The organism is Acidovorax cavernicola, assembly GCF_003581445.1.
The window spans coordinates 286,856-311,831 of sequence record NZ_QXMN01000001.1 but is presented as its reverse complement, the minus strand read 5'-3'; the positions used below and the strand labels follow the sequence as shown (position 1 = coordinate 311,831).

Below are 24,976 nucleotides of genomic sequence, written 5' to 3'. Positions count from 1 at the left end.
AGCGCAGTCTGGCGTGCGCTGCTGCCGATTTATTTGCTAGGCCGGCAGCACTTGCGCGAGCTCTGCCTTCAAGGCCGTGGCCCGCTCCGGCGCCCGCGCCAGGCCCGCATCGACCAGGGCCTGTGCCCGTGCCCGGTCGCCCAGGTGGACAGCAATCCGTGCGAGGTGCAAGGCGGTTCGCGCATGGATCCCGTTCGGATCGGTCTCGGTCAACATCTGCGCGAAGCCTTGCGGGTAGCTGCCGTGCCGGGCGAAGAAGGCCCGCCCAGGGCCTTCCCACTCGCTCACGATGAATGCGATGTTTTCCTCGGCCTGCTCCCTGGTGGTGCCGTAGGCCCATCCGAACGCAGCGCCGGGCGGTGGGTCCAGGCGGTCGCGAAACACGCAGTGCGACTCCTCCAGGGCATCGGGCGCCACCGGCGAGCCGCCCTCGGGTGGCAGGAAGTCCAGGTGCGCGCCGAGGTTCAGGTAGCAGGCCTTGCCGCCGCTGGCGCCCTGCACGTTGAAGACGTGGATCACGGGCCCATCGATGCGCCGCAGCGTCTGGCCCGAACCCTGGAAGCCTTCGGCCTTCAGCACGGGAAAAAGGTGTTGCGTGAGCAGCTTGAGAAAGGTGGTGCGGTTCATGGCGCGCGTGTTCTCCGGGTGCGCAGGGTGATCGAATAGCGCAGCGCCTCGGTCGGCGCGATGGCATGTTGCCATGCCCAGCGCGCCGGCCCGCGCAGCAGGTACACGGAGCGCGGCTCGACGAGGATTTCGAGCGCAGCCGGCCCCGAAGCGGGCCCGCCCGGCACGTACGGCCGGAACTGCATCACCGCGTCGCCGTGCAGCGAGACGCCGACGATGTCCTCGAAGTCGGGCACGTCGCGGTGCCAGCCCAGCGGCGTGCCGGGGCGGTACTCGGCGATGAGCATGTGGGTGAGGTCTTCGGGAGCGACGCCGGCCCAGGCTGCCGCCTTCGCGCGCAGCGGGTGCAGCGCCTCGGGCAGCGGCGCGCCGGGTTTCAGGCGGTTGGTGTCGAAGTCGTAACTGCCGCCGAAGCTGGTGCCGCGGCGGCGCGCGGTGTATTCCTTGTAGCGCATCTCCTTGAGCGGCAGGCGCTGCACGATGCGCAGCAGGCTGGCCTCGTCCTCGTGTGACAGGAATTCCGTGTCGTAACGCAGGCCCTCGATGGCCGCGGCAGGCGCCTCGCCGAACAGGTCGGGCTGGCCGGCATGCTCAAGGCGTCGGATGGCGCGCATCTTCTTCAGCCTCCCCGGCCAGTTGCACATGCCACCAGGCCGGCAGCAGCTCGCGGATTTCGGCGCGTGCAAAGCGGTCGTCGAGCAGGTGCAGCACGCCCACGTCGGCCTCGGTGCGGATCACGCGGCCCGCGGCCTGCACCACCTTCTGCAGGCCCGGATAGAGGTACGTGTATTCGTAGCCCTTGCCGAAGCGCGACTGCATGCGCTCGCGCGTGATCTCGTTCAGCGCGTTGTACTGGGGCAGCCCCAGGCTCGCGACGAAGGCGCCGATCAACCGGCTGCCCGGCAGGTCGATGCCCTCGCCGAAGGCCCCGCCGAGTACGGCGAAGCCGATGCCCTGCCCGCCTTCCTCGAAGCGTGCGACGAAGCCGTGGCGGTCGGCCTCGCGCATGCCGCGCGTCTGCGCCCACACGGGCACGCCGGGGTGGCGCCGCGAGAACGCTGCGCAGGCCTTGTCGAGGTAGTCGAAGCTGCTGAAGAAGGCCAGGTAGTTGCCGGGAAGGCGTTCGAACTGCGCGCCGATGATGTCCGCCACATGGCGCAACGAGCCGGCGCGGTCGCGAAAGCGCGTGGAGACGTCCGTCGCCACTTCGACGCGCAACTGCCGGCTGTGGAACGGCGACGCCACGTCGAGCAGTGCCGTGTCTTCGGGCAGGCCGAGCGCGTCGCGGTAGAACGCGAACGGCGCGAGCGTGCCCGAGAAGCAGGTGACCGACACAGCGTCGGCGAAGCGGCCTTCGAGGAACGGACCAGGCACGAGGTTGCGGATCGCCAGGCTGCGCTGCTCCTGCGTAGCGCCCAGCGTGCGCTCGAACACCGAGTGGTCGTCGAAGGCCTCGGCCAGCCGCGCGAAATGCAGCGCGTCGAAGAAGAAGCGCTGCAGCGGGCCCTGCGCCGCGTCGGGCGTGGCCGCGAAGTGCTCGGCCATCGCGGTGTTGGCGGCCTGCAGCGTGCGCAGGAAGCGCTCGGGGATCTCGTCGGCGGTGTCGTAGTCGGCGGTCTGCGCCTGCTGCAGCGTGTCCCATTCGCGGAACAGACGCGCCAGCGGACCGCGCACGGCGGCGGGCGCGGCGCGGTGCGCTTCTTCGAGCGCCCCGCCTTCGAGGCTGGCGGTGTACATGCCGCGCGCCCGCTCCAGCAGGTTGTGGGCCTCGTCGACCAGCACGGCGACACGCCAGCCGGCGTCCTTCATGCCGGCGAACAGGAAGGCGCTGCCGTCGAAGTAGTAGTTGTAGTCGCCCACGATGACGTCGCTCCAGTGCGTCATTTCCTGGGCCAGGAAATAGGGACACACCTCGTGTGTGAGCGCGACCCGCCGCAGGGCCTCGCGGTCGAGCCAGCCGACCTGCGCGGCCTCGGCGCGCGCGGCGGGCAGGCGGTCGTAGAAGCCGCGCGCCAGCGGGCAGGCCTCGCCGTGGCAGGCGCGGTCGGGGTACTCGCAGACCTTCTCGCGGGCGGCCAGCTCGAGCACGCGCGGGCGTGCGCCGCCCTGCCCCAGCACCCGCAGCGCGTCGAGCGCCACGGGCCGGCCGGAGGTCTTGGCGGTGAGGAAGAACACCTTGTCGAGCCGGTGCGCCGCCCGCGCCTTGAGCAGCGGAAAGAGCGTGGCCAGCGTCTTGCCGATGCCCGTGGGCGCCTGCGCCAGCAGGCAGCGCTTGCCGACGGCGGCGCGGTAGACCGCCTCGGCCAGTTCGCGCTGGCCGGTGCGGAAGGCGGCGTGGGGAAACTCGAGCCGCGCCAGCGCCTCGTCGAGCGTGGCGCGGTGCCCGGCCTCGCGCCGTGCCCAGTCGCTGTAGGTCGCGCACAGGGCTTCGAAGTGCGTGCGCAGGGTGTCGCGGGTGTGGTGCTCCTCCAGCACGGTCTCGTCGCCGCTGGCCAGGTCGAGGTAGACCAGCGCGACGGTCAGGCTGTCGTGCCCTTCCTGCGCGCAGAGCATCGAGCCGTAGCAGCGCACCTGCGCCCAGTGCAGGGCGCGGTGGTTGGCGCGGATGGCGTCGAAGTCGCCGCGGAAGGTCTTGATTTCTTCCACCCGCGCCTGTGCGGGGTCGTAGCCGTCTGCGCGGCCACGCACGCGCAAGTTGCCGCAGGTGCTGTCCAGCGGCACTTCGCTGCGGTAGTCGCCGCCGCGCCGGGCCTGCACCAGCGCATGGCCGGCCATGCCTTCGAGCGCGCTGGGTGCGGGCACGAAGCGCAGGTCAAGGTCGCCGGCCTTGGCGCCGAACGCGCACAAGGCCTTGACGGACACGACGTGCACCGCCGGCACCGCGGCAGAGGCCGTGGCGGACGGGATGGAATGGGGTTCGGGAGGCATGCCGCCGATACTGTATGAAATAACAGTATACCGGGCGCCCAATGCGGCAATACGTCACACAAAACGGTATCGGGGTCTTCTCCGACAGGTCTAATGAACTTTTTCGGCAAGACTCAACAAGTTTTGCTTACAAATGCGTTCATGAAAACACCCTCCGCGATCGATCCCGCCGAATTCGACCGCCTGCTCGGCCGCAACCTCAAGCTGCCGCTGCTCGGTGGCCTGGTCGGCGCGGTGGCGTTCGTCGCGCTCATCCTGTATCTGTTGTCGACCATCAGCTGGGTGGAGCACACCGACCAGGTCACGCGCGCCGCCAGCGAACTGCAGCGCCGCTCCATCGACATGGAAACCGGCATGCGCGGCTACCTGATCACCGGCGAGGAAAGTTTTCTCGAGCCCTACCAGGCGGCCCTGCCGCGCCTGAAGGCCGACACCGACGCGCTGCGGCTGCAGGTGTCGGACAACCGCCAGCAGGTGGAACGTATCAACCGCATCGCCGGCCTGCAGGAATCGTGGCTGGCGTTCTCGCGCGAAATGATCGAGGCGCGCCGTGATGGCCAGGACCTGAACGCCGTCGTCCGGCTGGGCCGCGGCAAGCGCCTGACCGACGAGATGCGCGCCGAGTTCACGGCCTTCATGGACACCGAGCAGGCGCTGCGCTTCCAGCGCAACAACGAGGCCAACCGCACGAGCTGGTGGGTGGTGGGCCTGTTCCTGCTCTTCACGCTGGTGTACTCCGGGCTGGTGGCGTTCTTCGGGCGCCGCCAGCTGGTGCGGCTGTCCGACAGCTATGACGTGGTGCTGCGCGAGCAGGCGGCCCACGCGGAGCGCCTGTCGCAGGAGGCCTGGCTGCGCAACGCGCAGACCGAACTGGTGGGCGAGCTGGTCGGCGAACTCAGCGCGCCGGACATGGGCCGCAAGATCCTGGCGTTCTTCTCGCGCCACCTCGGCAGCTCGGTCGGTGCGCTCTATGTGCGCGAACGCCACGGCCCGTTGCGGCGCGCCGCAAGCTACGGTTTCTCCAGCGAGGCCGAAGCCTCGCCGCAGGTGTTCTCCCCCACCGAAAGCCTGGTCGGCCAGGCGGCCGCCGAGCAGCGCCGCATGCTGGTCGACCCGGTGCAGGCCGACTACCTGAAGGTGAACTCCGGCCTCGGCGAGATGGCGCCCAAGGCCGTGCTGTTGCTGCCGGTGTCGAGCGACGGCGCGGTCAACGGCGTGGTCGAACTCGGCCTGCCGGGCACGCCCGACGAGCGCAGCGGCAAGCTGTTCGACCTGGTGGCCGACGACATCGGCACCTCGCTGGCGGCGGCGCGCTATCGCGAGCAGCTGCAGGACGTGCTGGCCGAGACGCAGCAGCTCAACGAAGAACTGCAGGTGCAGCAAGAAGAGCTGCGCACCGCCAACGAAGAGCTCGAAGAACAGTCGCGCGCCCTGCGCGCCTCGCAGGCCATGCTGGAGAACCAGCAGGCCGAACTGGAGCAGACCAACAGCCAGCTCTCCGAGCGCACCGAGGCACTCGACCAGCGCAACACCGCGCTGCGCCGCGTGCAACGCGACCTGGAAGACCGTGCCGACGAATTGCAGCGCGCCAGCCGCTACAAGTCGGAGTTCCTGGCGAACATGTCGCACGAACTGCGCACGCCGCTCAACAGCGCGCTCATCCTGGCCAAGCTGCTGGGCGACAACCCGCAGGGCAACCTGACGCTGGAACAGGTGAAGTTCGCGGAATCGATCTACGCCTCGGGCAACGACCTGCTGGTGCTCATCAACGACATCCTGGACATCGCCAAGGTCGAGGCCGGCAAGCTGGAGCTGGTGCCCGAGGAGGTGCCGCTCGACAAGCTCGCCCAGAGCCTGGAAAGCACCTTCCGCCCGCTCGCGGGCGACAAGAACCTGGAGTTCCGCCTCGAGCTGCGGCCCGATGCGCCGGCCCTGCTGATCACCGACCGGCAGCGGGTCGAGCAGATCCTGAAGAACCTGCTGTCGAACGCGATCAAGTTCACCGAGCGCGGCGAGGTGGCGCTCACGGTGTCGGCCACGGCCGACGGCGGCGCGGCCTTTGCGGTGCACGACTCGGGCATCGGCATCGACCCGCAGCAGCACGAGCTGATCTTCGAGGCCTTCCGCCAGGCCGACGGCACCACCAGCCGACGCTATGGCGGCACGGGCCTGGGCCTATCGATCTCGCGCGACCTGACGCAGCTGCTCGGCGGCACGCTGACGGTGAAGAGCGAGGCTGGCCAGGGCAGCACCTTCACGCTGCAGTTGCCGCCGCGCGCGCCGCAGACCGCGCCCGCACCGGCCATGCCTGTGGGCTCGGTGGGCGCGCTGCGTTCCATGTCGACGTCCTCTGCGTCCTCGAACTCGCATGCACCGGCCGTGCTGTCGCCCCCGCCGCTCGCGCCGCCTGCCCCGGCGCCGGTCGTGCCGGCCCCGCGCTTCGCGGACGACCGCTCCATTCCGCGCGACCAGGTGCGCCGGGTGCTGGTGATCGAGGACGAGCCCCAGTTCGCCCACATCCTGTACGACCTGGCGCATGAACTGGGCTACCGCTGCCTGGTGGCGCACGGTGCGGCCGATGGCTTCGAGCTGGCCACGCAGTTCGTGCCCGACGCGATCCTGCTGGACATGCGCCTGCCCGACAGCACCGGCCTGGACGTGCTGCAAAAGCTCAAGGACTCGCCGCACACACGGCACATTCCGATCCACGTGGTCTCGGCCGCCGACAACGCACAGGCCGCCGCCCTCCACATGGGCGCCATCGGGTTCGCGCTGAAACCCGCTACGCGCGAAGAGCTGACCAAGGTGTTCGCGCGGCTGGAGGAAAAGCTCACGCAGAAGGTCAAGGTCGTGCTGCTGGTGGAAGACGACGCGCGACAGCGCGAGAGCGTGATCCAGCTGATCGGCGACGACGACATCGAGATCGTCGCGGTCGGCTCCGGCGAAGAGGCGCTGGATCTCCTGCGCACGCGCGTGTTCGACTGCATGGTCACCGACCTGCGCCTGCCCGACATGCAGGGCAGCGAACTGCTCAAGCAGATGGCGGCGGAAGAGATCGTGTCGTTCCCGCCGGTCATCGTCTACACGGGGCGCAACCTCACGCGTGACGAAGAAACCGAGCTGCAGCGCTACTCGCGCTCGATCATCATCAAGGGCGCGCGCTCGCCCGAGCGGCTGCTCGACGAAGTGACGCTGTTCCTGCACAAGGTGGAGGCCGAGCTGTCGAGCGAGCGCCAGGGCATGCTGAAGACGGCGCGCGGACGCGACCGCATCTTCGAGGGCCGCACCATCCTGCTGGTGGACGACGACGTGCGCAACATCTTCGCGCTCACCAGTGCGCTGGAGCAGCGCGGCGCCACGGTCGAGATCGGGCGCAACGGCCGCGAGGCGCTGGAGCGGCTCGACCAAGTGAGCGAGATCGACCTCGTGCTGATGGACGTGATGATGCCGGAGATGGACGGCCTGGAAGCCACGCGCCGGCTGCGCGCCGACCCGCGCTTCGTGAAGATGCCGGTGATCGCCATCACCGCCAAGGCCATGAAGGACGACCGCGACCAGTGCCTGGCCGCAGGCGCCAGCGACTACCTGGCCAAGCCGGTGGACCTGGAGCGCCTGTTCTCGCTGCTGCGCGTGTGGATGCCGAAGATGGAGCGCCTGTGACGCGAAAGCCTCTCCCCTCCTCGACACCGGCCAATGCGCCGGCCAGCGGACCCGTGCAACTCCAGCCGCTGAGCGACACCGAGATCGAGCTGCGCCTGCTGATGGAGGCCATCTACCTCAAGTACAGCTACGACTTCCGCAACTACACGACCGCTTCGCAGAAGCGCCGCGTGCTGTACGCGCTGGAACAGCTCGAACTGCCCAGCATCTCGGCGCTGCAGGACCGCGTGCTGCGCGACGCGACGCTGTTCGGCCAGCTGCTGCAGTACCTGACGATCCCCGTGAGCGAGATGTTCCGCGACCCGGCCTACTTCCTGGCACTGCGCCAGCACGTGGTGCCGATCCTGCACACCTACCCCTCGGTCAAGGTGTGGGTGGCGGGCTGCAGCACGGGCGAGGAGGTGTTCTCGCTGGCCATCCTGCTGCGCGAAGAAGGGCTGCTCGAACGCACGCAGATCTACGCCACCGACATCAACCCGGCCTCGCTCGAGAAGGCGCGCCAGGGCATCTTTCCGCTGGAGGCGATCCGCGGCTACACGTCCAACTACCAGCGCGCAGGCGGTCTCAGCGCGTTCTCCGACTACTACACCGCCGCCTACGAAGCTGCGCGCTTCGACCCGTCGCTGTGCGCCGACGTCATCTTTGCCGACCACAGCCTGGCCACCGACAGCGTGTTCGCCGAGACGCAGCTGGTGTCGTGCCGCAACGTGCTCATCTACTTCAACCGCCAGTTGCAGGACCGCGCGCTCGGGCTGTTCCACGAGTCGTTGTCGCACCGCGGTTTTCTCGGCCTGGGCTCGAAGGAAAGCATCGACTTCTCGGGCTACGCCGACCGCTTCGACGCCCACGCGCGGTCCGAACGCATCTACCGCAAGGTCGCATGAAGCGCGCCGGCACGCCCCGTTCGTTTCCGGTTCGCCGCGTGGAGGCCGTGGTGCTCGGCGCCTCGGCCGGCGGCATCGACGCGCTCGGGGCGGTGCTCGACGGCCTGCCCGCGGGCTGGCGCATTCCGATGGCCGTGGTGCTGCACCTGCCCGAGTCGCACGAGAGCCACCTGGCCGAGATCTTTGCGCAGCGCCTCTCGATTCCCGTGCACGAGGCGCTCGACAAGATGCCGCTGGAAGACGGCTGCCTGTACTTCGCACCGCCCGGCTACCACCTGTCGATCGAGCGCGGGCGCCGCTTCTCGCTGAGCTGCGAGCCGCCCGTGCTGTTCTCGCGCCCCTCCATCGATGTGCTCATGGCCTCGGCCGCCGACGCCTACGGGCCGTCGGTGGCGGGATTCCTCATGACCGGCGCGAACGAGGACGGCGCCGAAGGCCTGCTCCACATCCATCGCGCCGGCGGACTCACCGCCGTACAAGACCCGAAAGAAGCCCTGGTTCCCACCATGCCTCTCGCCGCCATCGCGCGCCACGCACCCGACCACGTGCTTCCCCTGTGCGAACTGCGCACCCTGCTGCAGCAACTGGAGCCCGTCCATGCCCATTGAGGTCGAAAGCAAGCTGCTCATCGTCGACGACCTGCCCGAGAACCTGCTGGCGCTCGAGGCGCTGATCCGCGCGCCCGGGCGGCTGGTGTACCGCGCCGGCTCGGCCGAGGCCGCGCTGGCGCTGCTGCTGGAGCATGAATTCGCGCTCGCCATCGTCGACGTGCAGATGCCCGGCATGAACGGCTTCGAGCTGGCCGAGCTGATGCGCGGCACCGAGCGCACGCGGCACATCCCGATCATCTTCGTGAGCGCCGCCGGACGCGAGATGAACTACGCCTTCCAGGGCTACGAAAGCGGCGCGGTCGATTTCCTGCACAAGCCGCTCGACCCGCACGCGGTGGTCAGCAAGGTCAGCGTGTTCGTCGACCTGCACCAGCACCGCAAGGCGCTGCGCCACGAGATGGAATCACTGGCGGCTGCGCACCGCAAGCAGGAAGAGCTGGTGCAGCAGCTGCAGCACACGCAGCGCGAGCTGGAACGCGCGGTGCGCATGCGCGACGACTTCATGTCGATGGTGTCGCACGAGCTGCGCACACCACTGAACACGCTCTACCTCGAAGCGCAGCTGCGGCAGCTGCACCTGTCCAAGGGCAAGCTCGATAGCTTCGCGCCCGAGAAGCTGCCCACGATGATCGAGCGCGACCAGCGGCAGATCCGCAACATGGTCCGGCTGATCGACGACATGCTCGACGTGACGCGGCTGCGGCGCGATGCCTTGTCGATCCAGACCAAGCCGGTCGACCTCGCCTCGCTGGCCCACGCCGTGGTGGACAACCTGCGCCACCAGGCCGAAGCGGCGGGCAGCACGATCACACTGGAGGCGCCCGAGACGTTGCGCGGCGTGTGGGACGAGTTCCGCATCGAACAGGTGCTGACCAACCTGCTGACCAACGCGCTGCGCTATGGCGGCGGCAAGCCGGTCGAGATGACGGTGCGGCTGGACGGCGACCAAGCGGTCGTGAGCGTGCGCGACCAGGGCATCGGCATCTCGCCCGAGGACCACCAGCGCATCTTCGAACAGTTCGAGCGCACCGACGTCAGCCGCAAGCACGCGGCCGGTCTGGGCCTGGGCCTGTACATCACGCACAAGATCGTGAGCCTGCATGCGGGCCGCATCGGCGTGGAGAGCACACAGGGCCAGGGCGCCCGCTTTTTCGTCGAGCTGCCCTTGCAGCCACCCGTTGCCACGCCGGACACCGGAGAGATCACAAACTAGGGCCTTGTTACGGTTTCCGGTGGGTGCAGCGTCGATACTCCGGGATCGCAATCAATGGATGCCGAGAGAAAACAACTGTGAATGTGCTGATCGTCGACGACAACGAGGCCGCGGCCGACCTGCTGCGCGAACTGCTGACGCTGCAGGACCACACCGCCCGCTGCACCTACACGGCGCAACAGGCCCTGGACGCGGCCGCCGGTGAGCACTTCGATGCGGCGCTGATCGACCTCACCCTGCCCGACTTCCCGGGCACCGAGGTGGCACGCCGGCTGCGCGCCGCCCCCGCCGAAGGCACGCCGCGGCTGCTGGTGGCGATCTCGGGGTTTTCGGAACGGGACGCGGCGAACGCGGCGCCGGGTGAAGCGCTGTTCGACCACCACCTGCAAAAGCCCATCGACATCGGCGCGCTCGAGCGCATCCTGGCGCCGGCCTGAAGCCGGGGCTTGTCCGGGCTTGGCGCCCTCGCCCTTCAGCGCATCGCGCGGTAGCGGTACAGGCGAAAACCTTCCTTCTGGATGAAGCCGCTGGGTTCCCAGCCGCGTGCGAGCGCGCGATCGGTGATCTGCGCCATCTGCAGGCCGATGCTGTCCTGGAGGTTGTCCCCCACGGCCAGCTCGAACTTCCGGAGTTCGCCGTCCAAGGCCTCCACCGCCGCGATGGCGGCCTCGACATCGGTGAATGGCCGAACGCTGGTCTGCATTTTTTGTCGCTCCTTCAGCGCCCTCCGCGCCGGTTGAGCGATCCAAGGCAAGTGTCATGCCCCAGGCTGAAACAGTCTTTCGGGCATGAATTGAATTCTTTGATCTTACAAATGTGACCGAATGTGACGTTTTCGTCAGGGTTCACGCCAAGAATTGGCATGCCCGCCAGCACGCGGGCCGCGGGTCAATCGCGGTCATCGTCGTCGTCATCATCGTTCGGTGGACGGTAGGGATAGCCGGGGCCGTAGTAGAGGCGTCCGCGTGGCGGGGTGTAGATCGGAGCCGGCCGGTAGTACACGGGCGGCGGCGGACGGTAATAGACCCTGGGCGGTGGCTCGTAGTAGATCGGGGCCGGATACGCATAGACGGGCGGCGGCACGTAGTACGGCGGCGCATAGACCGCGCCGGGCGTGCCGATCTGCACCGACCAGCTCGTGCGCGCGCTGGCAGCGCCCGTGGCGAGCAGCGCGCCGGCCGCGATCACCGCGACGGCGGCCCATCTGAAAACAGAAGAATCACTTGGGGAATGCATGGTGGCTCCAGGCCCGGCGCGAACGGCGCCGGGGTCGTCCTGCAACGCCGCACGCCCCCGCGTGGTGCACGCGAAACCCCACCAGCTGGTTGCCAAACGTGAACGAGATTCTCAGTTGGTCATCAATCCACGATCGCGCGGCGCGACAGCATCACGTCGTCGCCGGTCGTGTTGAAGGCGATGGTCGGCGCGCTGAAGTCGCTCAGCGGTGCGCCCAGGCCGATCTCGCCGCGGCCGTGCAGCACGCATTCGTCGCGCCGCAGCGCGATCTCGTGGCTCAACCCGCCGTTGCCATGGAAGCGCACCCAGGTGCCGTAGGTGCTGACGTCGATCAGCACACAACTGCCCTGCCGCTCCTCGATGCGCGCATGCAGCCGTGACACGCGCGGGTCGTTGACCACGAACTGCGCGTCGCCGACGCGCCCCAGGTGAATCGGCAGCTGGTCGATGCGGAACATCGAGCGCACGTCCAGCCACGCGAGCTCGATGTGGCCGAAGGTGGAGTCGGGCAGCCGCGCCGGCACGAGCGCGGCCGGCACGGTCAGGAAGCTGGTCAGGTCCTCCTGCCAGTCGAGGCGGTGGACGACCTGCATCTCGCTGCGCCCGCGGATGTTGATCGGGCCGAGGTCACGGTGCTGCACGGCGCCTTCGTGCAACTGATTGATCACCGCCTCGGTAACCCAGATCTGGCCGGGGCCGGCCAGATCGCTCAGGCGTGAAGCCAGGTTGACGGCGTCACCGAAGCAGTCGCCCTCCACCTCGACCACGTCGCCGCTCGCCACGCCGATCTGCAGCGCCATGCGCAGCGGCACGGGCCAGCCGGCCAGGCGCTTCTGGTGGTATCGCTGCAGCTCGATCACCGCGTGCGTGGCGGCCGCGCCGCCCGAGAAGATGGCGAACACGCCGTCGCCCAACGATTTCACGACCCGGCCTCCGTGCGCCTCGCACACGCGCCCGATCCATTGGGTCAAACGCGTCACGGTCTCGGTGGCACGCGCGTTCCCCATGGCTTCGAAGACCCTGGTACTTCCGGTCAAGTCCGCGAAAACGACTGTGGAATTGACACCCATACTGTTTTTTCTTGTGGCTGCAAGCGCTGGTTGATATTGCTCAGGGCCTCTCGCCGCTCCTGCAAGAAGTTTCCCCGACATGCGCCTGCACATGCAAGGAACGATCCGCAGAACTTTCTTGTTGACGCTGCATGATGCAAGGGCGATTTGGCGCGCCGGTGGAAATGGAGTCGAAAGTTTTTTAATACTTTTTGACTCAAAATTCAAATAACATCAAAAGTGACCGCTAAAGCTTGTTGTTTGCAAACAAGAAACGGTGTTTCACATCTTGTGTCTCGGCGAACTGAGGCTTAAGGTAGCGACCGTCTCAGCTCCCGGCAATACGCTTTTCGTGACATGCTGCTCTTTCGCCGTCTTTTTCAGCTCCTGAACGTACCCGGCCTGGGCTCGCGGCAGGTCGGGGAAAGTCAGCTCGGGCGGATTCGCACGGCCATGCTGTCGGTGCTCCAGGGCCGCGGTGGCCAGTCGATCCAGCGCATCAGCCAGCGCGTGCGCTTTGCAGGCGACGTCGAGACCCTCTGGTATCTGCGTCAGGACGTGATGGTCGCGTTGAGCGCCATCGACGGCGAATCGGCCGCGCGACGCCAGATGAAGGAAATCAACAGCATGTTCAAGGGCGGCCTGCCCGGCTCGATGGGCCCGCGCGTCCATCAGCGCTTCACGAACCAGTGATGGCCTGACCGGCCGGCATCGCAGCGGCACCGGTGGCCGCTTTTTTTTCGACTCAGTGATCGTGGTGATGGTGATGGTCGTGACCATGATGGTCATGGTCATGATGGGCATGCCGATGGCCCCACACCAGGAACACATCGCGCCCTTCGGCGGCCAGCGCCACCTTCGCACCCACCGGCAGCAGCACCTTGGTCTGCACATGCCCGAACGGCAGGCCAGCGATCACCTGCACCTTCTTCAGGCTGGCGCGCAGCCGGTCGATCACCGTGTTCATGCCGAAGCCGCGGTCATAGCCGGCGATGTTGCGCACGCCCGTGAACTGGCCGAACACGATGGCCTTCTGCCGCGCCAGCACGCCCGCGAGCTTCAGCTGGTCGAGCATGCGCTCGATGCGGTACGGATGCTCGTTGGTGTCCTCGATGAAGAGCACGCCCTTATCGACCATCGGGAAGTACGGCGTGCCCAGCAGGCTGGTCAGCACGCAGAGGTTGCCGCCCCAGAGCACGGCGTCTTCGATCGGCTTGATCTTGAGTTCGGCGTCGCGCACGGGCATGCGCCAGCCGGTGCCCTCGCCCTGCCCCGTCAACAGATCGTCGAAGCAGGCTTCCATGATGTCGTCGGGGCCGCCTTCGGCACCGAAGTCTTCGCCGACCGCGGGGCCGGACCAGGTGACGGCGCCGTTCTTGGCCAGCAGTGCGTTCTGCAGGGCCGTGAAGTCGCTGCAGCCGACGAACTCGGTGCCCTTGTCGATCGCCTTGGCCAGGGCCTTGTACGGGAGCGCGTCGAGGATGCGCGTGAGGCCGTAGCCGCCGCGTGCGATCAACGCGACATCGGCACCGCTCGCGGCTGCGCGCGAGATGGCGGCGAGCCGCGTGGCGTCGTCGCCGGCAAAACGCTGATGTGCCGTGAGCGCGGCTTCGTCGACTTCGACCTCATGGCCCAGGGCCTTGAGTCGCGCCACGCCACGCCGGAAGGCAGCCTTGTCGCGGATGGCACTGGAGGGGGAGTAGATGTAGATATGTTGCGGATTCACGGCGTCGAGTATCCCATTGCGTCCCGGATCTGCCGGGCCAGGGTGGCGGCTTGCGCGGTGGTCGGCCCGCCCGATGCGGCGCGCGGACCGAGCGCCCGCAGCGCGGCTTCGTAGCCCCGGTCGGGGAACGGCGCGCGCCAGGCGTCCTTGGCGCGCACGCCGCTGTCGGGTGCGACGAGCTTCATGGTCAAGCGGCCTGGTGCCGCGGCCTGCAGCAAGGCAGCCAGTTCGCGGCCCGCCTCGCTGTGCACCAGCACGAGCGGCTCGGAATGGATCTGGTCCAGCCATGCGAGCAGCACGTCGCGATGCCATTCGAGCCGATGCGCCGCTTCTCGCTTGGGCTTGTCGCTCTTGCCGAAGCCGATCAGGTCGGGCACCAACGTGCGCAGTCCCGCCGTACCGACAAGGTGCCGAAAGAGATAGCCCCATTCGCCCGGGCCATGCAGGCACAGGCAGTCGGCCACGCGACCGTCGCTGGCCGCTGGGCCGCTCTCGTCCACCCAATGAAGGCGCCAGCCTTGCAGGACCGGCAGGTCCTGGACGTGGTGCGGCGTGAAGTCGAAATCGGTGAGCGCGGCAAAACGCTCAGTGGGCGTGCGCAAGGCATCGTCACGCAGCGGCTCGGCCTGCGCCCGTGCGGCGCTGCGACGCTGCTGGAAGAAGTGCTGAAGCAACGCGCTGCAGTCGTCGGCCATCACCCCGCCCTGCACGCGGGTGTGGTGGTTCAGCTTCGGCTCGGCGAACAGGTCGAGCACAGAGCCCGCGGCGCCGGTCTTGGGGTCCGTGGCACCGAACACCACGCGCGCCAGCCGCGAATGCAGCATCGCGCCCGCGCACATCGCGCAGGGTTCAAGAGTGACGAACAGCTCGCAGCCGTCGAGCCGGTAATTGCCGAGCGCCGCGGCGCCGGTACGCAGCGCGTTGATCTCGGCATGGGCGCTCGGATCGTGCTGCGCCACGGGCGTGTTGCGGCCGGTCGCGATGACCTGGCCGTCCTTCACCAGCACCGCGCCCACCGGCACTTCGCCTGCATCGGCCGCGCGCTGCGCTTCCTGCAAGGCGAGCGCCATCCAGTGCGCGTCGTCGTTCGGCTCAGTTGTCATCGGGCATCTTGCGGGCCTGGGTCGCGGCGTCGAGAGCGTCCTTGACCTGCTGTTGGACCTGCTGCGCCTGCGTGCGCGCATCGACAGCCGCCGGGGCTGACGCACCGGGTACAGCCGGCTGCTTGGAGATTGCGGTCCGCGACAGCTGCTGCTTCGCCAGCAACCCTACGACGACCAGCGCGAGCACGAGGCCGATCAATCCGAACACCCGCATCTCAGCGCTCCTGCGCCGCGGCGACCATGCCGAGCCGCTCCATCCACACCGCCAGCGCCTGCTCGTCCGGCGAGCCGGCGCGGTAGACCTCGCCCATCGCCGCATGCGATTCAGGCCGGTGCTGGTTGAGCTTGATCTTGCATTGCAGCGCCGTCACATGCAGCTCGAAGCCCATGATGCCGGCCAGCATCTTGCGCTGGAACTCTTCACCGAGGTCTTTCCATTGCTGCGCATACGCCGGCTCGTGCTCGCCAATGAGCTTCTTGAGCAACGCATCCTTGGCCTCGGGCGCCTCGACGAGCCGGGCTTCGACGGTGCAATGGACCGCGAGGTAGTTCCAGGTCGGCACCCGCGCCAGGTCGGGATAGACCGCCGGCGACAGGTAGGCGTGCGGCCCCTGGAAGACCACGACCGCGCGCGGCCGCGCCTGCAGGTAGCGCCAGTGCGGGTTGGGCTTGGCGCAGTGCCCGAGCAGCACGAGCGCATCGCCCTCTCGCGGCTCGGCCACGAGCGGCAGGTGCGTGACGAAAGGCAAGCCCTCGTCATCGTTCGAGATCAGGTTGGCAAAGGGGTGCGCGCGCATCAGGCCCAGCGCGACGGCCGGGTCCTTGGCGTTGAACTGCGGGGGCATGTACATGGGGCGGGTTCCTCGTGGGGAGGCCCGATTGTCCCCGAGTCGCCCCGGCTTCCGGGATGGGCGGGCTACTTGGCGCGCGCCGCTTCCAGCTGCTTCACCATCGCGGTGTAGCCGCGCGCCTTCGCCAGCTGCAGCGGCGTGAGGCCCTGCCGATCGGCCAGCTGCAGGTTGGCACCGCCGGCAATCAGGGCGGCCAGGGTGCGCTGGTGGCGCGGGCCACCGTCGCCGAGCACGATCGATTCGATCACCGCCGTCCAGTGCAGGTTGTTCACGTGGTCCAGCGGCGCACCGGCTGCGACCAGCCGGCGCACGACCTCGTCGTGCCCCAAGTGCGCGGCAGCAATCAGTGCGGTGCCGTCGTAGCGGCTGGTGGTCTGCCCGGGCTTGGCGCCCAGCTGCAGCAGCAGCGCGAGCGTGGCGGCGTCGTCTGCGACGGCCGCGATGGTCACGGCGTCGTAGCGGTCGTCTTCGAGCAGGTCGATGTTCGCGCCGGCCTTGACGAGCAGCTTCACGGCGTCGCGTTGTCGCGCATAGGTGGCGACCTGCAGCGGCGTGCGGCCGCGCGTGTCGCGTGCATCGAGGCTGGCGCCCGAGGCGATCAGGCTCTTGAGCTTGGGCAGGTCGCCGTGCCAGGCCGCGCGATGCAGGCCCTCGTAGGCCAGCACCTCCGCAGCCAGCGGCGGCACCTGGGCCGCCGCGCCGGGCGCGGCGCTCCAGCCGAGCGCGGCGGCAAGCACCGCCGACCAGAGACCGCGCGCGTTCATCAGAGCTGGCCCTTGACCTTCTCGAGCGCAGCGTTGGCGCACTGCTCGTCCAGGTGGCCGCCCGGCGCACCGCCCACGCCCACGGCGCCGATCACTTCGTTGCCCGACTTGATCGGCACGCCGCCGCCCAGCAGCAGGAAGCCCGGCAGGTAGACGAGGTTGGCGGCGCCGGGGTTCTTCTGGGCGCCTTCCATCATGGCTTGCGTGGGGCTCTTGGCCGACGCCGAGGTCCAGGCCTTGCGCTCGCTCGAAGCCAGCGTGTGCGGGCCGGCGTTGTCGGCACGCTGCACGGCGCGCACCACACCGGCGCGGTCGACCACGGTAGCGGCCACGTTGTAGCCGTTGGCGGCGCAGGCGGCGACGGTCTCTGCGGCGATCTGGTTGGCCAGCGCGAGCGAGATGTTCTTTTCGGTGCGAACAGCGGGGGCCGGCGTCTGGGCCTGGGCGACGGAAGCAGCGAGCAGAACGGCGAGGCCGCCAACGCGGATGATCGATTGCATGGTGTTTTTTCTCCAGTGATGAGAGGGTTGGCTCCGGCCTGTGCCGACAGCTGCGTCACTGTAAAAAATACGCCCCGCCGCAGCCATTCGTACGGCTACGTCCGGCACTCCGTAGAACTACGGAGCGCCCTTTTCGCCCGCATCCGGTGCCAGCACGGCATAGCGCCGGATCAGCTGCGCGAGCGAGTCGCACTCGAGCTTGGCGAACAGGTTGGCGCGATGCGTTTCGACCGTGCGCGGCGACAGCGCCAGCACGCGCGCGATCTCCTTGTTGGTGAGCCCCTGCACGATGAAGGCCAGCACCTCGCGCTCGCGCTCCGACAGCTGCGCCACCCGCTCGCGCGCCGCGTGGTCGGCCTGCGAGCGCTCGCGCGAGCGCACATGCTGGCGCACGGCCTGCTGCAGGGCTTCGAGCAGTTGCTCGTCGTCCACCGGCTTCTCGAGGAACTCGGCCGCGCCGGCCTTGAAGGCACGACGGCACATCTCGACCGTGCCGTGGCCGGTCAGCATGATCACGGGCTGGTCGACGCCCTGCGCCACCAACCGGTCGAGCACCGTGAGGCCGCTGATGCCGGGCATGCGCACGTCGAGCACGATGGCACCGACGCTGGCGCGGTCGAAGCCGTCGATGAAGGCCTGCGGATCGGCCCAGCCCTGCACACGCAGGCCGACGGTGCCGATCAGCAGCGAGAGGCTGTCGCGCACGGCCTGGTCGTCGTCGATCAGGTGGATCAGGGGCGACTGCGGCTGGTCGGCGGTGGGCTTGTGGTTCATGTCGAGGGCGCCACCAGCGGCAGCAGCAAGGTGAAGCGCGCGCCGCGCGGCGAGGCGTTGGCGGCGCTCAGGCTGCCGCCCATGCCGCTGGCCAGCGTTTCGCTCAGGCTGAGGCCGAGGCCCAGGCCGCCCTCGCGCGTGCTGAAGAAGGGCTCGAACAGGCGCGGCAACGCCTCGGGTGCGATGCCGCGGCCGTTGTCGGTGACGGTCAGCACGCCCTCCTCGCCGTTGCGGCCGACCGAGACCACGAGGCGGCGCTCGGCAGCGGGCACGAGGTCGAGTGCCTGCGTCGCGTTCATCAGCAGGTTGTGCACGATCTGCTCCAGCGCCACGGCCTCGGCCTGCACGCGCACCGGCGCCTGCGCGCTGGCGTCGAACTGGGCCGCCACGCCGTGGCGCGCGAACTCGGGCGCCAGCAGGTGCATGGCGCTGCGCACCACCTCCTGCAGCACCAGCGGCTTCACGTCGCCACCGGCCTCGGGGCGTTCGATCACGCGGCGCAGGCGGCCGACCACGCCGGCTGCGCGGCGGGCCTGCTCGACGGCCTGCCCCATCGCGTCGCGCGCGGTGGCGAGGTCGGGCGGCTCGTCGCCGAGCAGGCGGCGCGCGGCCTGGGTGTTGGCCAGCACGGCCGTGAGCGGCTGGTTGAGTTCGTGCGCCAGCCCGGCCGACAGCTCGCCCAGCGCATTGAGCCGCGCCACCTGGCCCAGGCGAAGCAGCTCTTCGGCGCGGCGCCGGGCGATGCGCTGGCGCTGCGCCGCCCAAAGGCCGGTGAGCAGCAGCGCCATCGCCGCCGCCCAGCCGCCGATGGTGCGCCACGGCAGCTCGGCCCAGCCGACCTGACGCTCGGCCACGAGTTCGAAGGGCTGGCTCGGCGACGCGAGCGCCTTGCTCAGGCCGTAGTGCCAGCCGCCTTCGGCGGGCTGGCCGGGCTGCAGCACCAGTTGCTGGCCGTCGCGCTGCAGGATCAGGCGCACCGGGCTGCGCTGCGGGTTCATCGGCCAGTCGCGCCAGGGCACCGAGCCGACCAGGTCGATTTCGAGCGCGTAGCTGAGCGGCTCGGAGCCGATCACGAGCTGGTAGCGGCCATGCGCGAGGTCGAGCACGGCCAGGTCGGCGCGGCGTTCGGCCCGGGAGCGGGCTTCGGCGGCGGCCAGCGCGTCGGCGTGTTCGGCATCGGGCCAGGGCTCGTCGGCCGCGCGCCGCTGCACGCGCAGGATCGACGAGTACACCGACGGCAGGCGCCGTTCGGGATAGTCCGCGCCGGCGTTGGGTTCCAGCAGCGCGAGCGTGGCCAGCACGGCGTCGTACTGCACCACCTGCTGGCTCATGAGCCGGTGGGCGATGCGCGCATCGGTCTCGAAATCCTGCTGGAGCCGGGTCAGCTCGGCGCGCGCGAACCACACGGCCCCGGCGGCCGTGAGCACCAGCCAGGCCAGCCACCAACCACCCCGCGTCCGCAACCACTGTGTCATGGCGCGGATTGTGCCCGGCGCCGACGGGCCTCCCTGCTTGGCCGAAAATGCCGACCCAGACATGGCTGACGTGCAGGACTCCCTCTTTTCCGATCTCCCCGAACTTCCGCGCCCGGCCGAAGAGGTCGACGCGCCGGCGCCTTCGCCGAAGAAGTCGCGCGGCGCCACCGTGAAGCCCGTGGCGGCCGACGCGGCGCTGGTCGCCCTGGCCGCGGAGTTGCCACCGCAGCTGCGGCTGGGCACTTCGTCGTGGAGCTACCCCGGCTGGGCCGGCCTGGTCTGGGATGGCGACTACGCCGAAACCGTGCTGTCCAAGAACGGCCTCTCGGCTCTGGCGCAGCACCCGCTGCTGCGCACCGTGAGCCTCGATCGCAACTTCTATCGCGCCCTCACGGCCAGCCAGTATGCGCGCTACGCGGCCATGGTGCCGGACGACTTCCGCTTCGTCGTGAAGGCCCCGAGCCTCGTGACCGACGCCACCGTGCGCGACGAAAGCGGCCGCGGCACGCAGGCCAACCCGGTGTTCCTGAGCCACGCGATCGCACTGCAGGAGTTCGTGCAACCGGCACTCGACGGGCTGGGCCACCGCATCGGCGCGCTCGTGTTCCAGCTGAGCCCGATCCCGTCGCACCTGCTGGCCGACCAGCCCGCGCTGATCGCGCGCATCGGCGCCATGCTGGCCTCGCTGCCCGACCTGAAGCCGATCGCGCCCGACGCCGTGCTGGCCGTCGAGGTGCGCGACCCGCAACTCCTGTGCCCCGCCTTCGCCGACATGCTGCGCAGCGTGGGCGCGACCTTCTGCATGGGCCTGCACGCGAAGATGCCGCCCATCGAAGACCAGTTGCCGATGCTGCGCGCGCTGTGGCCCGGTCCGCTGGTGTGCCGCTGGAACCTGCACCGCCGCCACGGCCGCTTCGGCTATGAAGATGCCGAAAAACTCTACGGCCCCTTCGACAAGGTGCTCGACCCCGACCCCGAAACCCGCGCCGCGCTGGCCAAGGTGATCGCCGGCACCACGGGCGCCGGGCAGAACGCCTTCGTCACCGTGAGCAACAACGCGGAAGGCTGCGCGCCGCTGACCATCGCCTCGCTGGCGCAGGACATCGTCGACCGGATGTCCCGCTAGCACGCCCCATGCACCCGATCTCGTTCCGCCCACTGCGCACCACGGATTTCGCCATGCTCCACGAATGGCTGTGCCGCCCGCATGTGGCCGAGTGGTGGACACCCGTGCCCACGCTCGCCGAGGTCGAGGCCGACTTCACGCCGATGCTGGCGCCCGGCTCGACCGATCGCGGCTACATCGCGCTGCTCGACGGGCAGCCGCTGGGTTTCATCCAGTCCTATGTCGTGATGGGGTCGGGAGGCGGCTGGTGGGAGGACGAACGCGACCCGGGCGCGCGCGGCATCGACCAGTTCCTGGCGCAGGCCGACCAGCTGAATCGCGGACTTGGCAGCGCGATGGTGCGCGCCTTCACCGATCAGCTGTTCGCCGACCCGGCGGTCACGCGCGTGCAGACCGACCCGTCGCCGCGCAACCTGCGCGCGATCCGCAGCTTCGCCAAGGCGGGCTTTCGTGCGGTTGACGAGGTCGCTACGCCGGACGGGCCCGCCCTGCTGATGGTGCGCGAGCGCGACGCCTAAGCCGCCGGCACGGCATCAAGGTCGCACCACATGTGGACCTTCGACAGGAACACGCCATCGAGCAACATGGCTTTCGGCTCAGTGCCGAAGACCTGGAACCCGCAGCGCGCGTACAACGCCTGAGCCGGTCGATTGCCCTCGGTCACCGTGAGCTGCACCAGCCGCACACCATCGAGCGCGCGGGCATGCGCCAGCAGCGCCAGGACCAGCAACCGTCCGACGCCCGCGCGCCGTGCCGAAGCAGCCACCGTCATACCGAACAAGGTGGCCTTGTGACGCGCACGCTGCCGCGCCTCGCGGCCGATTCCCGCAGCGCCCACCAGCGTGCCCGCGGCATCGAAGGCGCCGTACACCACCTCGGCAGTGTCACTGCCGGTTTGCAGCCGCGCCACCCACCAGTCCGGCGGCAGCGCGGTGCGCTCCTCCACGGTCGAGGTGAAGGCCTCGGGATGATTGGCGTACGCGTCGAGCATCAAGGCTCGGTAGGCTGAGGCGTCCGGCGGCGCCAGGCGGCGAACGACATGGGCGGGTTCAGAAACGGGCACAGACGGCCTGCCTTTCCTGCAACACAGCTTCCTGGGCGAAACGCTGGCGATAGGTGTCGATCAACGCGGCGATGGCCGCATCGGCCTTGGCATCGCGCGGATGCAGCAGCACCACCAGCTTCGAAGGCTCGCGCACCACCTGCCCCGACGCGCCGCGCCACTGGCCGGCGGCGTCGATCACGGTGAAGCCCTGCGGAAAGGCCGGGACGCGGGTGTCGAGAAAGTCGGTCCAGTCGGCATCGGACACCTGTCCACCCGTTGGGATGGAGCGACCGAAATAGAGGGTGTCGCGCTCGAAGGCTTCGAAGCCCTCGGCGCAGTTGCCGGGCTGCCCCGTGGCGCAGCCTGCAAGCATTAACGCCGCCGTCGTCAGCGCGCCCGCCATGCCTGCGCGAGACAGTCGGTGCGCGACGTTCATTTCGGTGCCTCGGTCTTTCAGGCCTCGGGCGCGATCGCCTCGGCGTACTCGTACAGCGCGCCCAGGATTTCCTCGCCGCGCTCGTCGGCGTTCTCGGACAACGCATCGACCTCGCTGAACAGCGCCTCGATGGTGCGCGCCCCGCCCTCGCCCTTGAACAGGCGCGCCACGCGCAGCGCTTCCCAGCGCTCGGTTTCCTCCTCGTTCAGCGACTCGGGCCAGTTGCGCGCACGGTAGCGGAAAAGAATCTCTTCCAGCCGTCCGTCGTCGAAGGCCACGCGTTCCTTGGCGAGCCCTTCGGGCGAGAGACCGCGCAACTGGTTCAAGCGACGACGGTCGCCGTTACCGACGAAACCACCGTAGAGGTCTTCATCGACATCGGGCGTCGCCTCCTTCGGGCGGGCGAAGACCTGCGACCAGATCGCGCTCATGTCGGGCAGGTCGCGCGCGATGGCGGCGTGGCGCATGGCGGTGTCCATGTCGACGCCCCAGCGCTCGGCCATGGGCGCCGCGAGCGTGCGCAGGTTGCCGACCACCATCGGCGATTTGTTGAGGTGCACGCTCTTCATCGGCAGCCGCGTCATGCCCTCCGGCAGGTCGGCGGTGCGCGTGAACAGGCGCAGGCGCAGCGTCTCGGCATCCAGGTCGCGCAGCTCACTCGGGTCTTGGGACAGATCCCAGGCCAGCAGCTCGTTCTTGTTGGTCGGATGGCTGGCCAGCGGCCACATCACGGCCAGGCAGCCGCGCTCGACCGGGAACATGCCCGACACGTGCAGGAAGGGCTTGGCGGTCTCGCGCATCGCGGGCAGGCCGAGCTCCATCGCCACACGGTCTTTCTTGTGCAGGCTGAAGGCAAAGTCGAACAGCTTGGGTTGCTTGTCGCGAATGAGCCGCGCCAGCGCGATGGTCGCGCGCACGTCGGACAAGGCATCGTGCGCCGACTCGTGCAGCAGGCCATTGGCACGCGCCAGGTCTTCGAGCTTGAAGCTGGGCTTGCCGTCCTCCTTCTTCGGCCACTCGATGCCGTCGGGGCGCAGCGCATAAGTGAGGCGCACCACGTCGAGCAGGTCCCAGCGGCCGCAGTCGTTCTGCCACTCGCGCGCGTACGGATCGATGAGGTTGCGCCAGAAGAGGAAGCGCGTGACCTCGTCGTCGAAGCGGATGGTGTTGTAGCCCACGCCGACCGTGCCGGGCTGCGAGAAGGCCTTCTCGATGTGGGCCGCGAACTCGTGCTCGGGAATGCCGCGCTCCAGGCAGACCTGCGGCGTGATGCCGGTGATCAGGCAGGCCTCGGGACTGGGCAGGTAGTCCGGCGCGGGCTTGCAATAGATCATCAGCGGCTCGCCGACCTCGTTGAGTTCGGCGTCGGTGCGGATGGCCGCGAACTGCGAGGGACGGTCGCGGCGCGGCACGGCGCCAAAGGTTTCGTAGTCGTGCCAGAGAAAGGTGTGGTTCATTCAGAGCAAGGGAGAAAACAGTCGCGCAATCGCGTCGCCGAGGCGACGCCAGAAAGTCTGCGGCCGGTTGGCGCGCACGGCGCCGGAACTGTGCAGGTCGGTTTCGAACTGCGCCGCCAGCGGCTGGGTCAGCGCGGGTCCGTAGACCACGGCGCAGACCTCGAAGTTGAGCCGGAAGCTGCGGTTGTCGAAATTGGCGGTGCCGATCATCGCGCAATGGTCGTCGACCACCAGCGTCTTGGAATGCAGCATGCGCGCCTTGTACTCCCAGACCTTGACGCCGGCGGCCATCAGTTCGTCGAAGTACGAACGCGCCGCCGCGCTCACGATGGCCGAATCGCTGCGGCGCGGCACGAGCAGGCGCACATCGACACCGCGCAGTGCCGCACTGGTCAGCGCCATCAGCGCGGGCTCTCCCGGCACGAAGTACGGCGTGGTGAGCCAGGCCCGACGCGTGGCCGAATGGATGGCCTCGACGTGCATGCGGTGGATGGCCTCGAGCGCGTTGTCGGGCCCGCTGGTGACGATCTGCACCGGGATGTCGCCCGCCTCCACCTGGGGCAGCAGTACGTCCAGGACCGCATCCGACTTGTTCTGCCTGTCACCGGTGGCGTAGCTCCAGTCCTCGAGAAAGGTGGTCTGCAACCAGCGCACCGCGCTGCCTTCGATGCGCACGTGCACGTCGTGGTAGGCGTCCTTGGGGTTGGTGCGCTTGTCTTCCTCGTCGGTGATGTTGACGCCGCCCGTGAAGCCGACGCGGCCATCACACACCACGATCTTGCGGTGGGTGCGGTAGTTGGTCACGGGGCGCAGACGCCGGCCGATCTTGGTGTCGTGGAACAGCGCCACCTCCACGCCAGCCGCATGCATCGGCGCCATGAACTTGCGGCCGATGCGCTTGGAGCCGAGCGCGTCGAGCAGCAGGCGCACCCGCACGCCGGCCTGCGCACGCTCGATCAGCAGGTCACGCAGCGCGGTGCCGATCCGGTCGGGCTCGAAGATGTAGTACTCGAGGTGGACGTGGTCGCGCGCAGCCCGCACGGCCTCGAAGATCGCGTCGAAGGTGCGCGCACCGCCCGAGAGCAGCTCGACGCCCGTGGCGCTCGACACCGGCAGGCCGCAGGCTGCCGTGCCCAGGCGGGCCATCTGCTGCAACGCCGGTGGCGCGTGCTGCGACGCATCCCGCAGCCGCGCCAGGTCGGCCTGCGCATGTGCACTCGCGCGGGTGCGCAGGCGTTTGAGCCGCTGCTTGCGCAACCGCTGCGGCCCCAGGAAGTAATAGACGATGAAGCCCGCGAACGGCAGCAGCGCCAGCGACAGGATCCAGCTCATGGTGGACACCGGCGCGCGCTTTTGCATCACGATCCAGATCGACAGCACGGCGATGTAGCCGCTCCACGCCAGGGAGAGGCCGGTTTTCCATTCGTGGCTAAGTTCTGGAAGGATCAAGGCGAAAGCGGATGAAGACGGGTGTTTTCGGCCGGCCCAAAGAAAAAGGCCGGCAGCGAATG

At 68.8% G+C, this 24,976-nt stretch carries 26 protein-coding genes; 8 read left to right on the top strand and 18 right to left on the bottom strand.

What is annotated here, in order from left to right; all coding sequences use genetic code 11:
• Positions 1–36 precede the first annotated feature (36 nt).
• Genes D3H34_RS01495 through D3H34_RS01485 form a run of 3 tightly spaced genes read right to left on the bottom strand, consistent with a single transcriptional unit; the run spans position 37 to position 3,555 of the window.
• Entirely contained in the window at positions 37–627 is a 591-nt protein-coding gene (locus D3H34_RS01495) for a DUF4304 domain-containing protein (protein WP_119551534.1), read from the bottom strand.
• Positions 624–1,241: an alpha-ketoglutarate-dependent dioxygenase AlkB gene (locus D3H34_RS01490; RefSeq protein ID WP_119551532.1), complete on the bottom strand. Its 618-nt coding sequence runs from the start codon at positions 1,239–1,241 to the stop codon at positions 624–626. The genes D3H34_RS01495 and D3H34_RS01490 overlap by 4 nt, the downstream gene beginning before the upstream one ends.
• The gene (locus D3H34_RS01485; RefSeq protein WP_119551529.1) at positions 1,219–3,555 is read right to left on the bottom strand and encodes an ATP-dependent DNA helicase; all 2,337 of its coding nucleotides are present in this window, start codon (positions 3,553–3,555) and stop codon (positions 1,219–1,221) included. Before D3H34_RS01485 ends, D3H34_RS01490 begins: the two co-directional genes overlap by 23 nt.
• A gap of 141 nt (positions 3,556–3,696) precedes the next feature.
• Between D3H34_RS01485 and D3H34_RS01480 the strand changes: the two genes are divergently transcribed.
• The 5 genes from D3H34_RS01480 to D3H34_RS01460 all read left to right on the top strand — a co-directional run bounded on the left by D3H34_RS01480 (position 3,697) and on the right by D3H34_RS01460 (position 10,360).
• Positions 3,697–7,215, top strand: a complete 3,519-nt coding sequence (locus tag D3H34_RS01480) for a response regulator (protein WP_119551526.1) — start codon at positions 3,697–3,699, stop codon at positions 7,213–7,215.
• A gap of 53 nt (positions 7,216–7,268) precedes the next feature.
• Complete coding sequence (locus tag D3H34_RS01475; protein WP_491047148.1) at positions 7,269–8,099, top strand: CheR family methyltransferase; 831 nt, start codon at positions 7,269–7,271, stop codon at positions 8,097–8,099.
• Entirely contained in the window at positions 8,096–8,707 is a 612-nt protein-coding gene (locus D3H34_RS01470; protein WP_119551523.1) for a chemotaxis protein CheB, read from the top strand. Before D3H34_RS01475 ends, D3H34_RS01470 begins: the two co-directional genes overlap by 4 nt.
• On the top strand, positions 8,697–9,923 hold the full coding sequence (locus D3H34_RS01465; RefSeq protein WP_119551520.1) for a hybrid sensor histidine kinase/response regulator: 1,227 nt from the start codon (positions 8,697–8,699) through the stop codon (positions 9,921–9,923). Before D3H34_RS01470 ends, D3H34_RS01465 begins: the two co-directional genes overlap by 11 nt.
• Positions 9,924–10,000: 77 nt before the next feature.
• A complete protein-coding gene (locus tag D3H34_RS01460; RefSeq protein ID WP_119551518.1) occupies positions 10,001–10,360 on the top strand; it encodes a response regulator in 360 nt (119 codons plus the stop codon).
• 35 nt (positions 10,361–10,395) lie between these two features.
• On the opposite strand, the gene D3H34_RS01455 is transcribed toward D3H34_RS01460, so the two are convergent.
• The 3 genes from D3H34_RS01455 to D3H34_RS01445 all read right to left on the bottom strand — a co-directional run bounded on the left by D3H34_RS01455 (position 10,396) and on the right by D3H34_RS01445 (position 12,229).
• The gene (locus D3H34_RS01455; protein ID WP_070060568.1) at positions 10,396–10,626 is read right to left on the bottom strand and encodes a hypothetical protein; all 231 of its coding nucleotides are present in this window, start codon (positions 10,624–10,626) and stop codon (positions 10,396–10,398) included.
• A gap of 185 nt (positions 10,627–10,811) precedes the next feature.
• Positions 10,812–11,159: a hypothetical protein gene (locus D3H34_RS01450; RefSeq protein ID WP_119551515.1), complete on the bottom strand. Its 348-nt coding sequence runs from the start codon at positions 11,157–11,159 to the stop codon at positions 10,812–10,814.
• Between the two features lie 122 nt (positions 11,160–11,281).
• Positions 11,282–12,229 carry an adenylate/guanylate cyclase domain-containing protein gene (locus tag D3H34_RS01445; protein ID WP_119551513.1) on the bottom strand — a complete coding sequence of 316 codons (948 nt, stop codon included), beginning with the start codon at positions 12,227–12,229 and terminating at the stop codon, positions 11,282–11,284.
• 336 nt (positions 12,230–12,565) lie between these two features.
• Between D3H34_RS01445 and D3H34_RS01440 the strand changes: the two genes are divergently transcribed.
• Complete coding sequence (locus D3H34_RS01440) at positions 12,566–12,901, top strand: hypothetical protein (protein ID WP_119551510.1); 336 nt, start codon at positions 12,566–12,568, stop codon at positions 12,899–12,901.
• Positions 12,902–12,953: 52 nt separating this feature from the next.
• On the opposite strand, the gene D3H34_RS01435 is transcribed toward D3H34_RS01440, so the two are convergent.
• The 8 genes from D3H34_RS01435 to D3H34_RS01400 all read right to left on the bottom strand — a co-directional run bounded on the left by D3H34_RS01435 (position 12,954) and on the right by D3H34_RS01400 (position 19,401).
• The gene (locus tag D3H34_RS01435; RefSeq protein ID WP_119551507.1) at positions 12,954–13,934 is read right to left on the bottom strand and encodes an LD-carboxypeptidase; all 981 of its coding nucleotides are present in this window, start codon (positions 13,932–13,934) and stop codon (positions 12,954–12,956) included.
• Positions 13,931–15,037, bottom strand: a complete 1,107-nt coding sequence (gene tadA / locus D3H34_RS01430) for a tRNA adenosine(34) deaminase TadA (RefSeq protein WP_119551504.1) — start codon at positions 15,035–15,037, stop codon at positions 13,931–13,933. The genes D3H34_RS01435 and tadA overlap by 4 nt, the downstream gene beginning before the upstream one ends.
• Positions 15,027–15,251 carry a hypothetical protein gene (locus tag D3H34_RS01425; protein ID WP_119551501.1) on the bottom strand — a complete coding sequence of 75 codons (225 nt, stop codon included), beginning with the start codon at positions 15,249–15,251 and terminating at the stop codon, positions 15,027–15,029. Before D3H34_RS01425 ends, tadA begins: the two co-directional genes overlap by 11 nt.
• A 1-nt stretch (position 15,252) precedes the next feature.
• Positions 15,253–15,888, bottom strand: a complete 636-nt coding sequence (locus D3H34_RS01420; RefSeq protein WP_119551498.1) for an FMN-binding negative transcriptional regulator — start codon at positions 15,886–15,888, stop codon at positions 15,253–15,255.
• 65 nt (positions 15,889–15,953) lie between these two features.
• Entirely contained in the window at positions 15,954–16,652 is a 699-nt protein-coding gene (locus D3H34_RS01415; RefSeq protein WP_119551496.1) for an ankyrin repeat domain-containing protein, read from the bottom strand.
• The gene (locus D3H34_RS01410; protein ID WP_119551493.1) at positions 16,652–17,152 is read right to left on the bottom strand and encodes a GlcG/HbpS family heme-binding protein; all 501 of its coding nucleotides are present in this window, start codon (positions 17,150–17,152) and stop codon (positions 16,652–16,654) included. The genes D3H34_RS01415 and D3H34_RS01410 overlap by 1 nt, the downstream gene beginning before the upstream one ends.
• Before the next feature lie 117 nt (positions 17,153–17,269).
• On the bottom strand, positions 17,270–17,926 hold the full coding sequence (locus D3H34_RS01405; RefSeq protein ID WP_119551490.1) for a response regulator transcription factor: 657 nt from the start codon (positions 17,924–17,926) through the stop codon (positions 17,270–17,272).
• Positions 17,923–19,401 carry a sensor histidine kinase gene (locus D3H34_RS01400; RefSeq protein WP_119551487.1) on the bottom strand — a complete coding sequence of 493 codons (1,479 nt, stop codon included), beginning with the start codon at positions 19,399–19,401 and terminating at the stop codon, positions 17,923–17,925. The genes D3H34_RS01405 and D3H34_RS01400 overlap by 4 nt, the downstream gene beginning before the upstream one ends.
• A gap of 61 nt (positions 19,402–19,462) precedes the next feature.
• On the opposite strand from D3H34_RS01400, the gene D3H34_RS01395 reads away from it, so the two are divergent.
• Together D3H34_RS01395 and D3H34_RS01390 are read left to right on the top strand one after the other, a co-directional pair.
• A complete protein-coding gene (locus D3H34_RS01395) occupies positions 19,463–20,527 on the top strand; it encodes a DUF72 domain-containing protein (RefSeq protein ID WP_119551484.1) in 1,065 nt (354 codons plus the stop codon).
• An 8-nt stretch (positions 20,528–20,535) separates the two neighbouring features.
• Positions 20,536–21,045, top strand: coding sequence for a GNAT family N-acetyltransferase (locus tag D3H34_RS01390; RefSeq protein ID WP_119551480.1), 510 nt, complete (start codon positions 20,536–20,538; stop codon positions 21,043–21,045).
• Here D3H34_RS01390 and D3H34_RS01385 read toward each other — a convergent pair.
• Genes D3H34_RS01385 through cls form a run of 4 tightly spaced genes read right to left on the bottom strand, consistent with a single transcriptional unit; the run spans position 21,042 to position 24,914 of the window.
• Positions 21,042–21,590, bottom strand: coding sequence for a GNAT family N-acetyltransferase (locus tag D3H34_RS01385; protein ID WP_286185337.1), 549 nt, complete (start codon positions 21,588–21,590; stop codon positions 21,042–21,044). The genes D3H34_RS01390 and D3H34_RS01385 overlap by 4 nt on opposite strands.
• A complete protein-coding gene (locus tag D3H34_RS01380; RefSeq protein ID WP_119551474.1) occupies positions 21,577–22,008 on the bottom strand; it encodes a DUF3574 domain-containing protein in 432 nt (143 codons plus the stop codon). The genes D3H34_RS01385 and D3H34_RS01380 overlap by 14 nt, the downstream gene beginning before the upstream one ends.
• Before the next feature lie 17 nt (positions 22,009–22,025).
• Complete coding sequence (gene sbcB / locus D3H34_RS01375) at positions 22,026–23,465, bottom strand: exodeoxyribonuclease I (RefSeq protein ID WP_119551471.1); 1,440 nt, start codon at positions 23,463–23,465, stop codon at positions 22,026–22,028.
• Positions 23,466–24,914: a cardiolipin synthase gene (gene cls / locus D3H34_RS01370; RefSeq protein WP_119551468.1), complete on the bottom strand. Its 1,449-nt coding sequence runs from the start codon at positions 24,912–24,914 to the stop codon at positions 23,466–23,468. It abuts the gene before it with no gap.
• Between the last annotated feature and the right edge of the window lie 62 nt (positions 24,915–24,976).

Excerpts from the sequence above, each read along its gene's own strand:
- D3H34_RS01495 (WP_119551534.1), bottom strand. The coding sequence starts at position 627 with ATGAACCGCACCACCTTTCTCAAGCTGCTCACGCAACACCTTTTTCCC.
- D3H34_RS01490 (WP_119551532.1), bottom strand. The coding sequence starts at position 1,241 with ATGCGCGCCATCCGACGCCTTGAGCATGCCGGCCAGCCCGACCTGTTC.
- D3H34_RS01485 (WP_119551529.1), bottom strand. The coding sequence starts at position 3,555 with ATGCCTCCCGAACCCCATTCCATCCCGTCCGCCACGGCCTCTGCCGCG.
- D3H34_RS01480 (WP_119551526.1), top strand. The coding sequence starts at position 3,697 with ATGAAAACACCCTCCGCGATCGATCCCGCCGAATTCGACCGCCTGCTC.
- D3H34_RS01470 (WP_119551523.1), top strand. The coding sequence starts at position 8,096 with ATGAAGCGCGCCGGCACGCCCCGTTCGTTTCCGGTTCGCCGCGTGGAG.
- D3H34_RS01465 (WP_119551520.1), top strand. The coding sequence starts at position 8,697 with ATGCCCATTGAGGTCGAAAGCAAGCTGCTCATCGTCGACGACCTGCCC.
- D3H34_RS01455 (WP_070060568.1), bottom strand. The coding sequence starts at position 10,626 with ATGCAGACCAGCGTTCGGCCATTCACCGATGTCGAGGCCGCCATCGCG.
- D3H34_RS01450 (WP_119551515.1), bottom strand. The coding sequence starts at position 11,159 with ATGCATTCCCCAAGTGATTCTTCTGTTTTCAGATGGGCCGCCGTCGCG.
- D3H34_RS01445 (WP_119551513.1), bottom strand. The coding sequence starts at position 12,229 with ATGGGTGTCAATTCCACAGTCGTTTTCGCGGACTTGACCGGAAGTACC.
- D3H34_RS01440 (WP_119551510.1), top strand. The coding sequence starts at position 12,566 with ATGCTGCTCTTTCGCCGTCTTTTTCAGCTCCTGAACGTACCCGGCCTG.
- tadA (WP_119551504.1), bottom strand. The coding sequence starts at position 15,037 with ATGACAACTGAGCCGAACGACGACGCGCACTGGATGGCGCTCGCCTTG.
- D3H34_RS01425 (WP_119551501.1), bottom strand. The coding sequence starts at position 15,251 with ATGCGGGTGTTCGGATTGATCGGCCTCGTGCTCGCGCTGGTCGTCGTA.
- D3H34_RS01420 (WP_119551498.1), bottom strand. The coding sequence starts at position 15,888 with ATGTACATGCCCCCGCAGTTCAACGCCAAGGACCCGGCCGTCGCGCTG.
- D3H34_RS01415 (WP_119551496.1), bottom strand. The coding sequence starts at position 16,652 with ATGAACGCGCGCGGTCTCTGGTCGGCGGTGCTTGCCGCCGCGCTCGGC.
- D3H34_RS01410 (WP_119551493.1), bottom strand. The coding sequence starts at position 17,152 with ATGCAATCGATCATCCGCGTTGGCGGCCTCGCCGTTCTGCTCGCTGCT.
- D3H34_RS01405 (WP_119551490.1), bottom strand. The coding sequence starts at position 17,926 with ATGAACCACAAGCCCACCGCCGACCAGCCGCAGTCGCCCCTGATCCAC.
- D3H34_RS01400 (WP_119551487.1), bottom strand. The coding sequence starts at position 19,401 with ATGACACAGTGGTTGCGGACGCGGGGTGGTTGGTGGCTGGCCTGGCTG.
- D3H34_RS01395 (WP_119551484.1), top strand. The coding sequence starts at position 19,463 with ATGGCTGACGTGCAGGACTCCCTCTTTTCCGATCTCCCCGAACTTCCG.
- D3H34_RS01390 (WP_119551480.1), top strand. The coding sequence starts at position 20,536 with ATGCACCCGATCTCGTTCCGCCCACTGCGCACCACGGATTTCGCCATG.
- D3H34_RS01380 (WP_119551474.1), bottom strand. The coding sequence starts at position 22,008 with ATGAACGTCGCGCACCGACTGTCTCGCGCAGGCATGGCGGGCGCGCTG.
- sbcB (WP_119551471.1), bottom strand. The coding sequence starts at position 23,465 with ATGAACCACACCTTTCTCTGGCACGACTACGAAACCTTTGGCGCCGTG.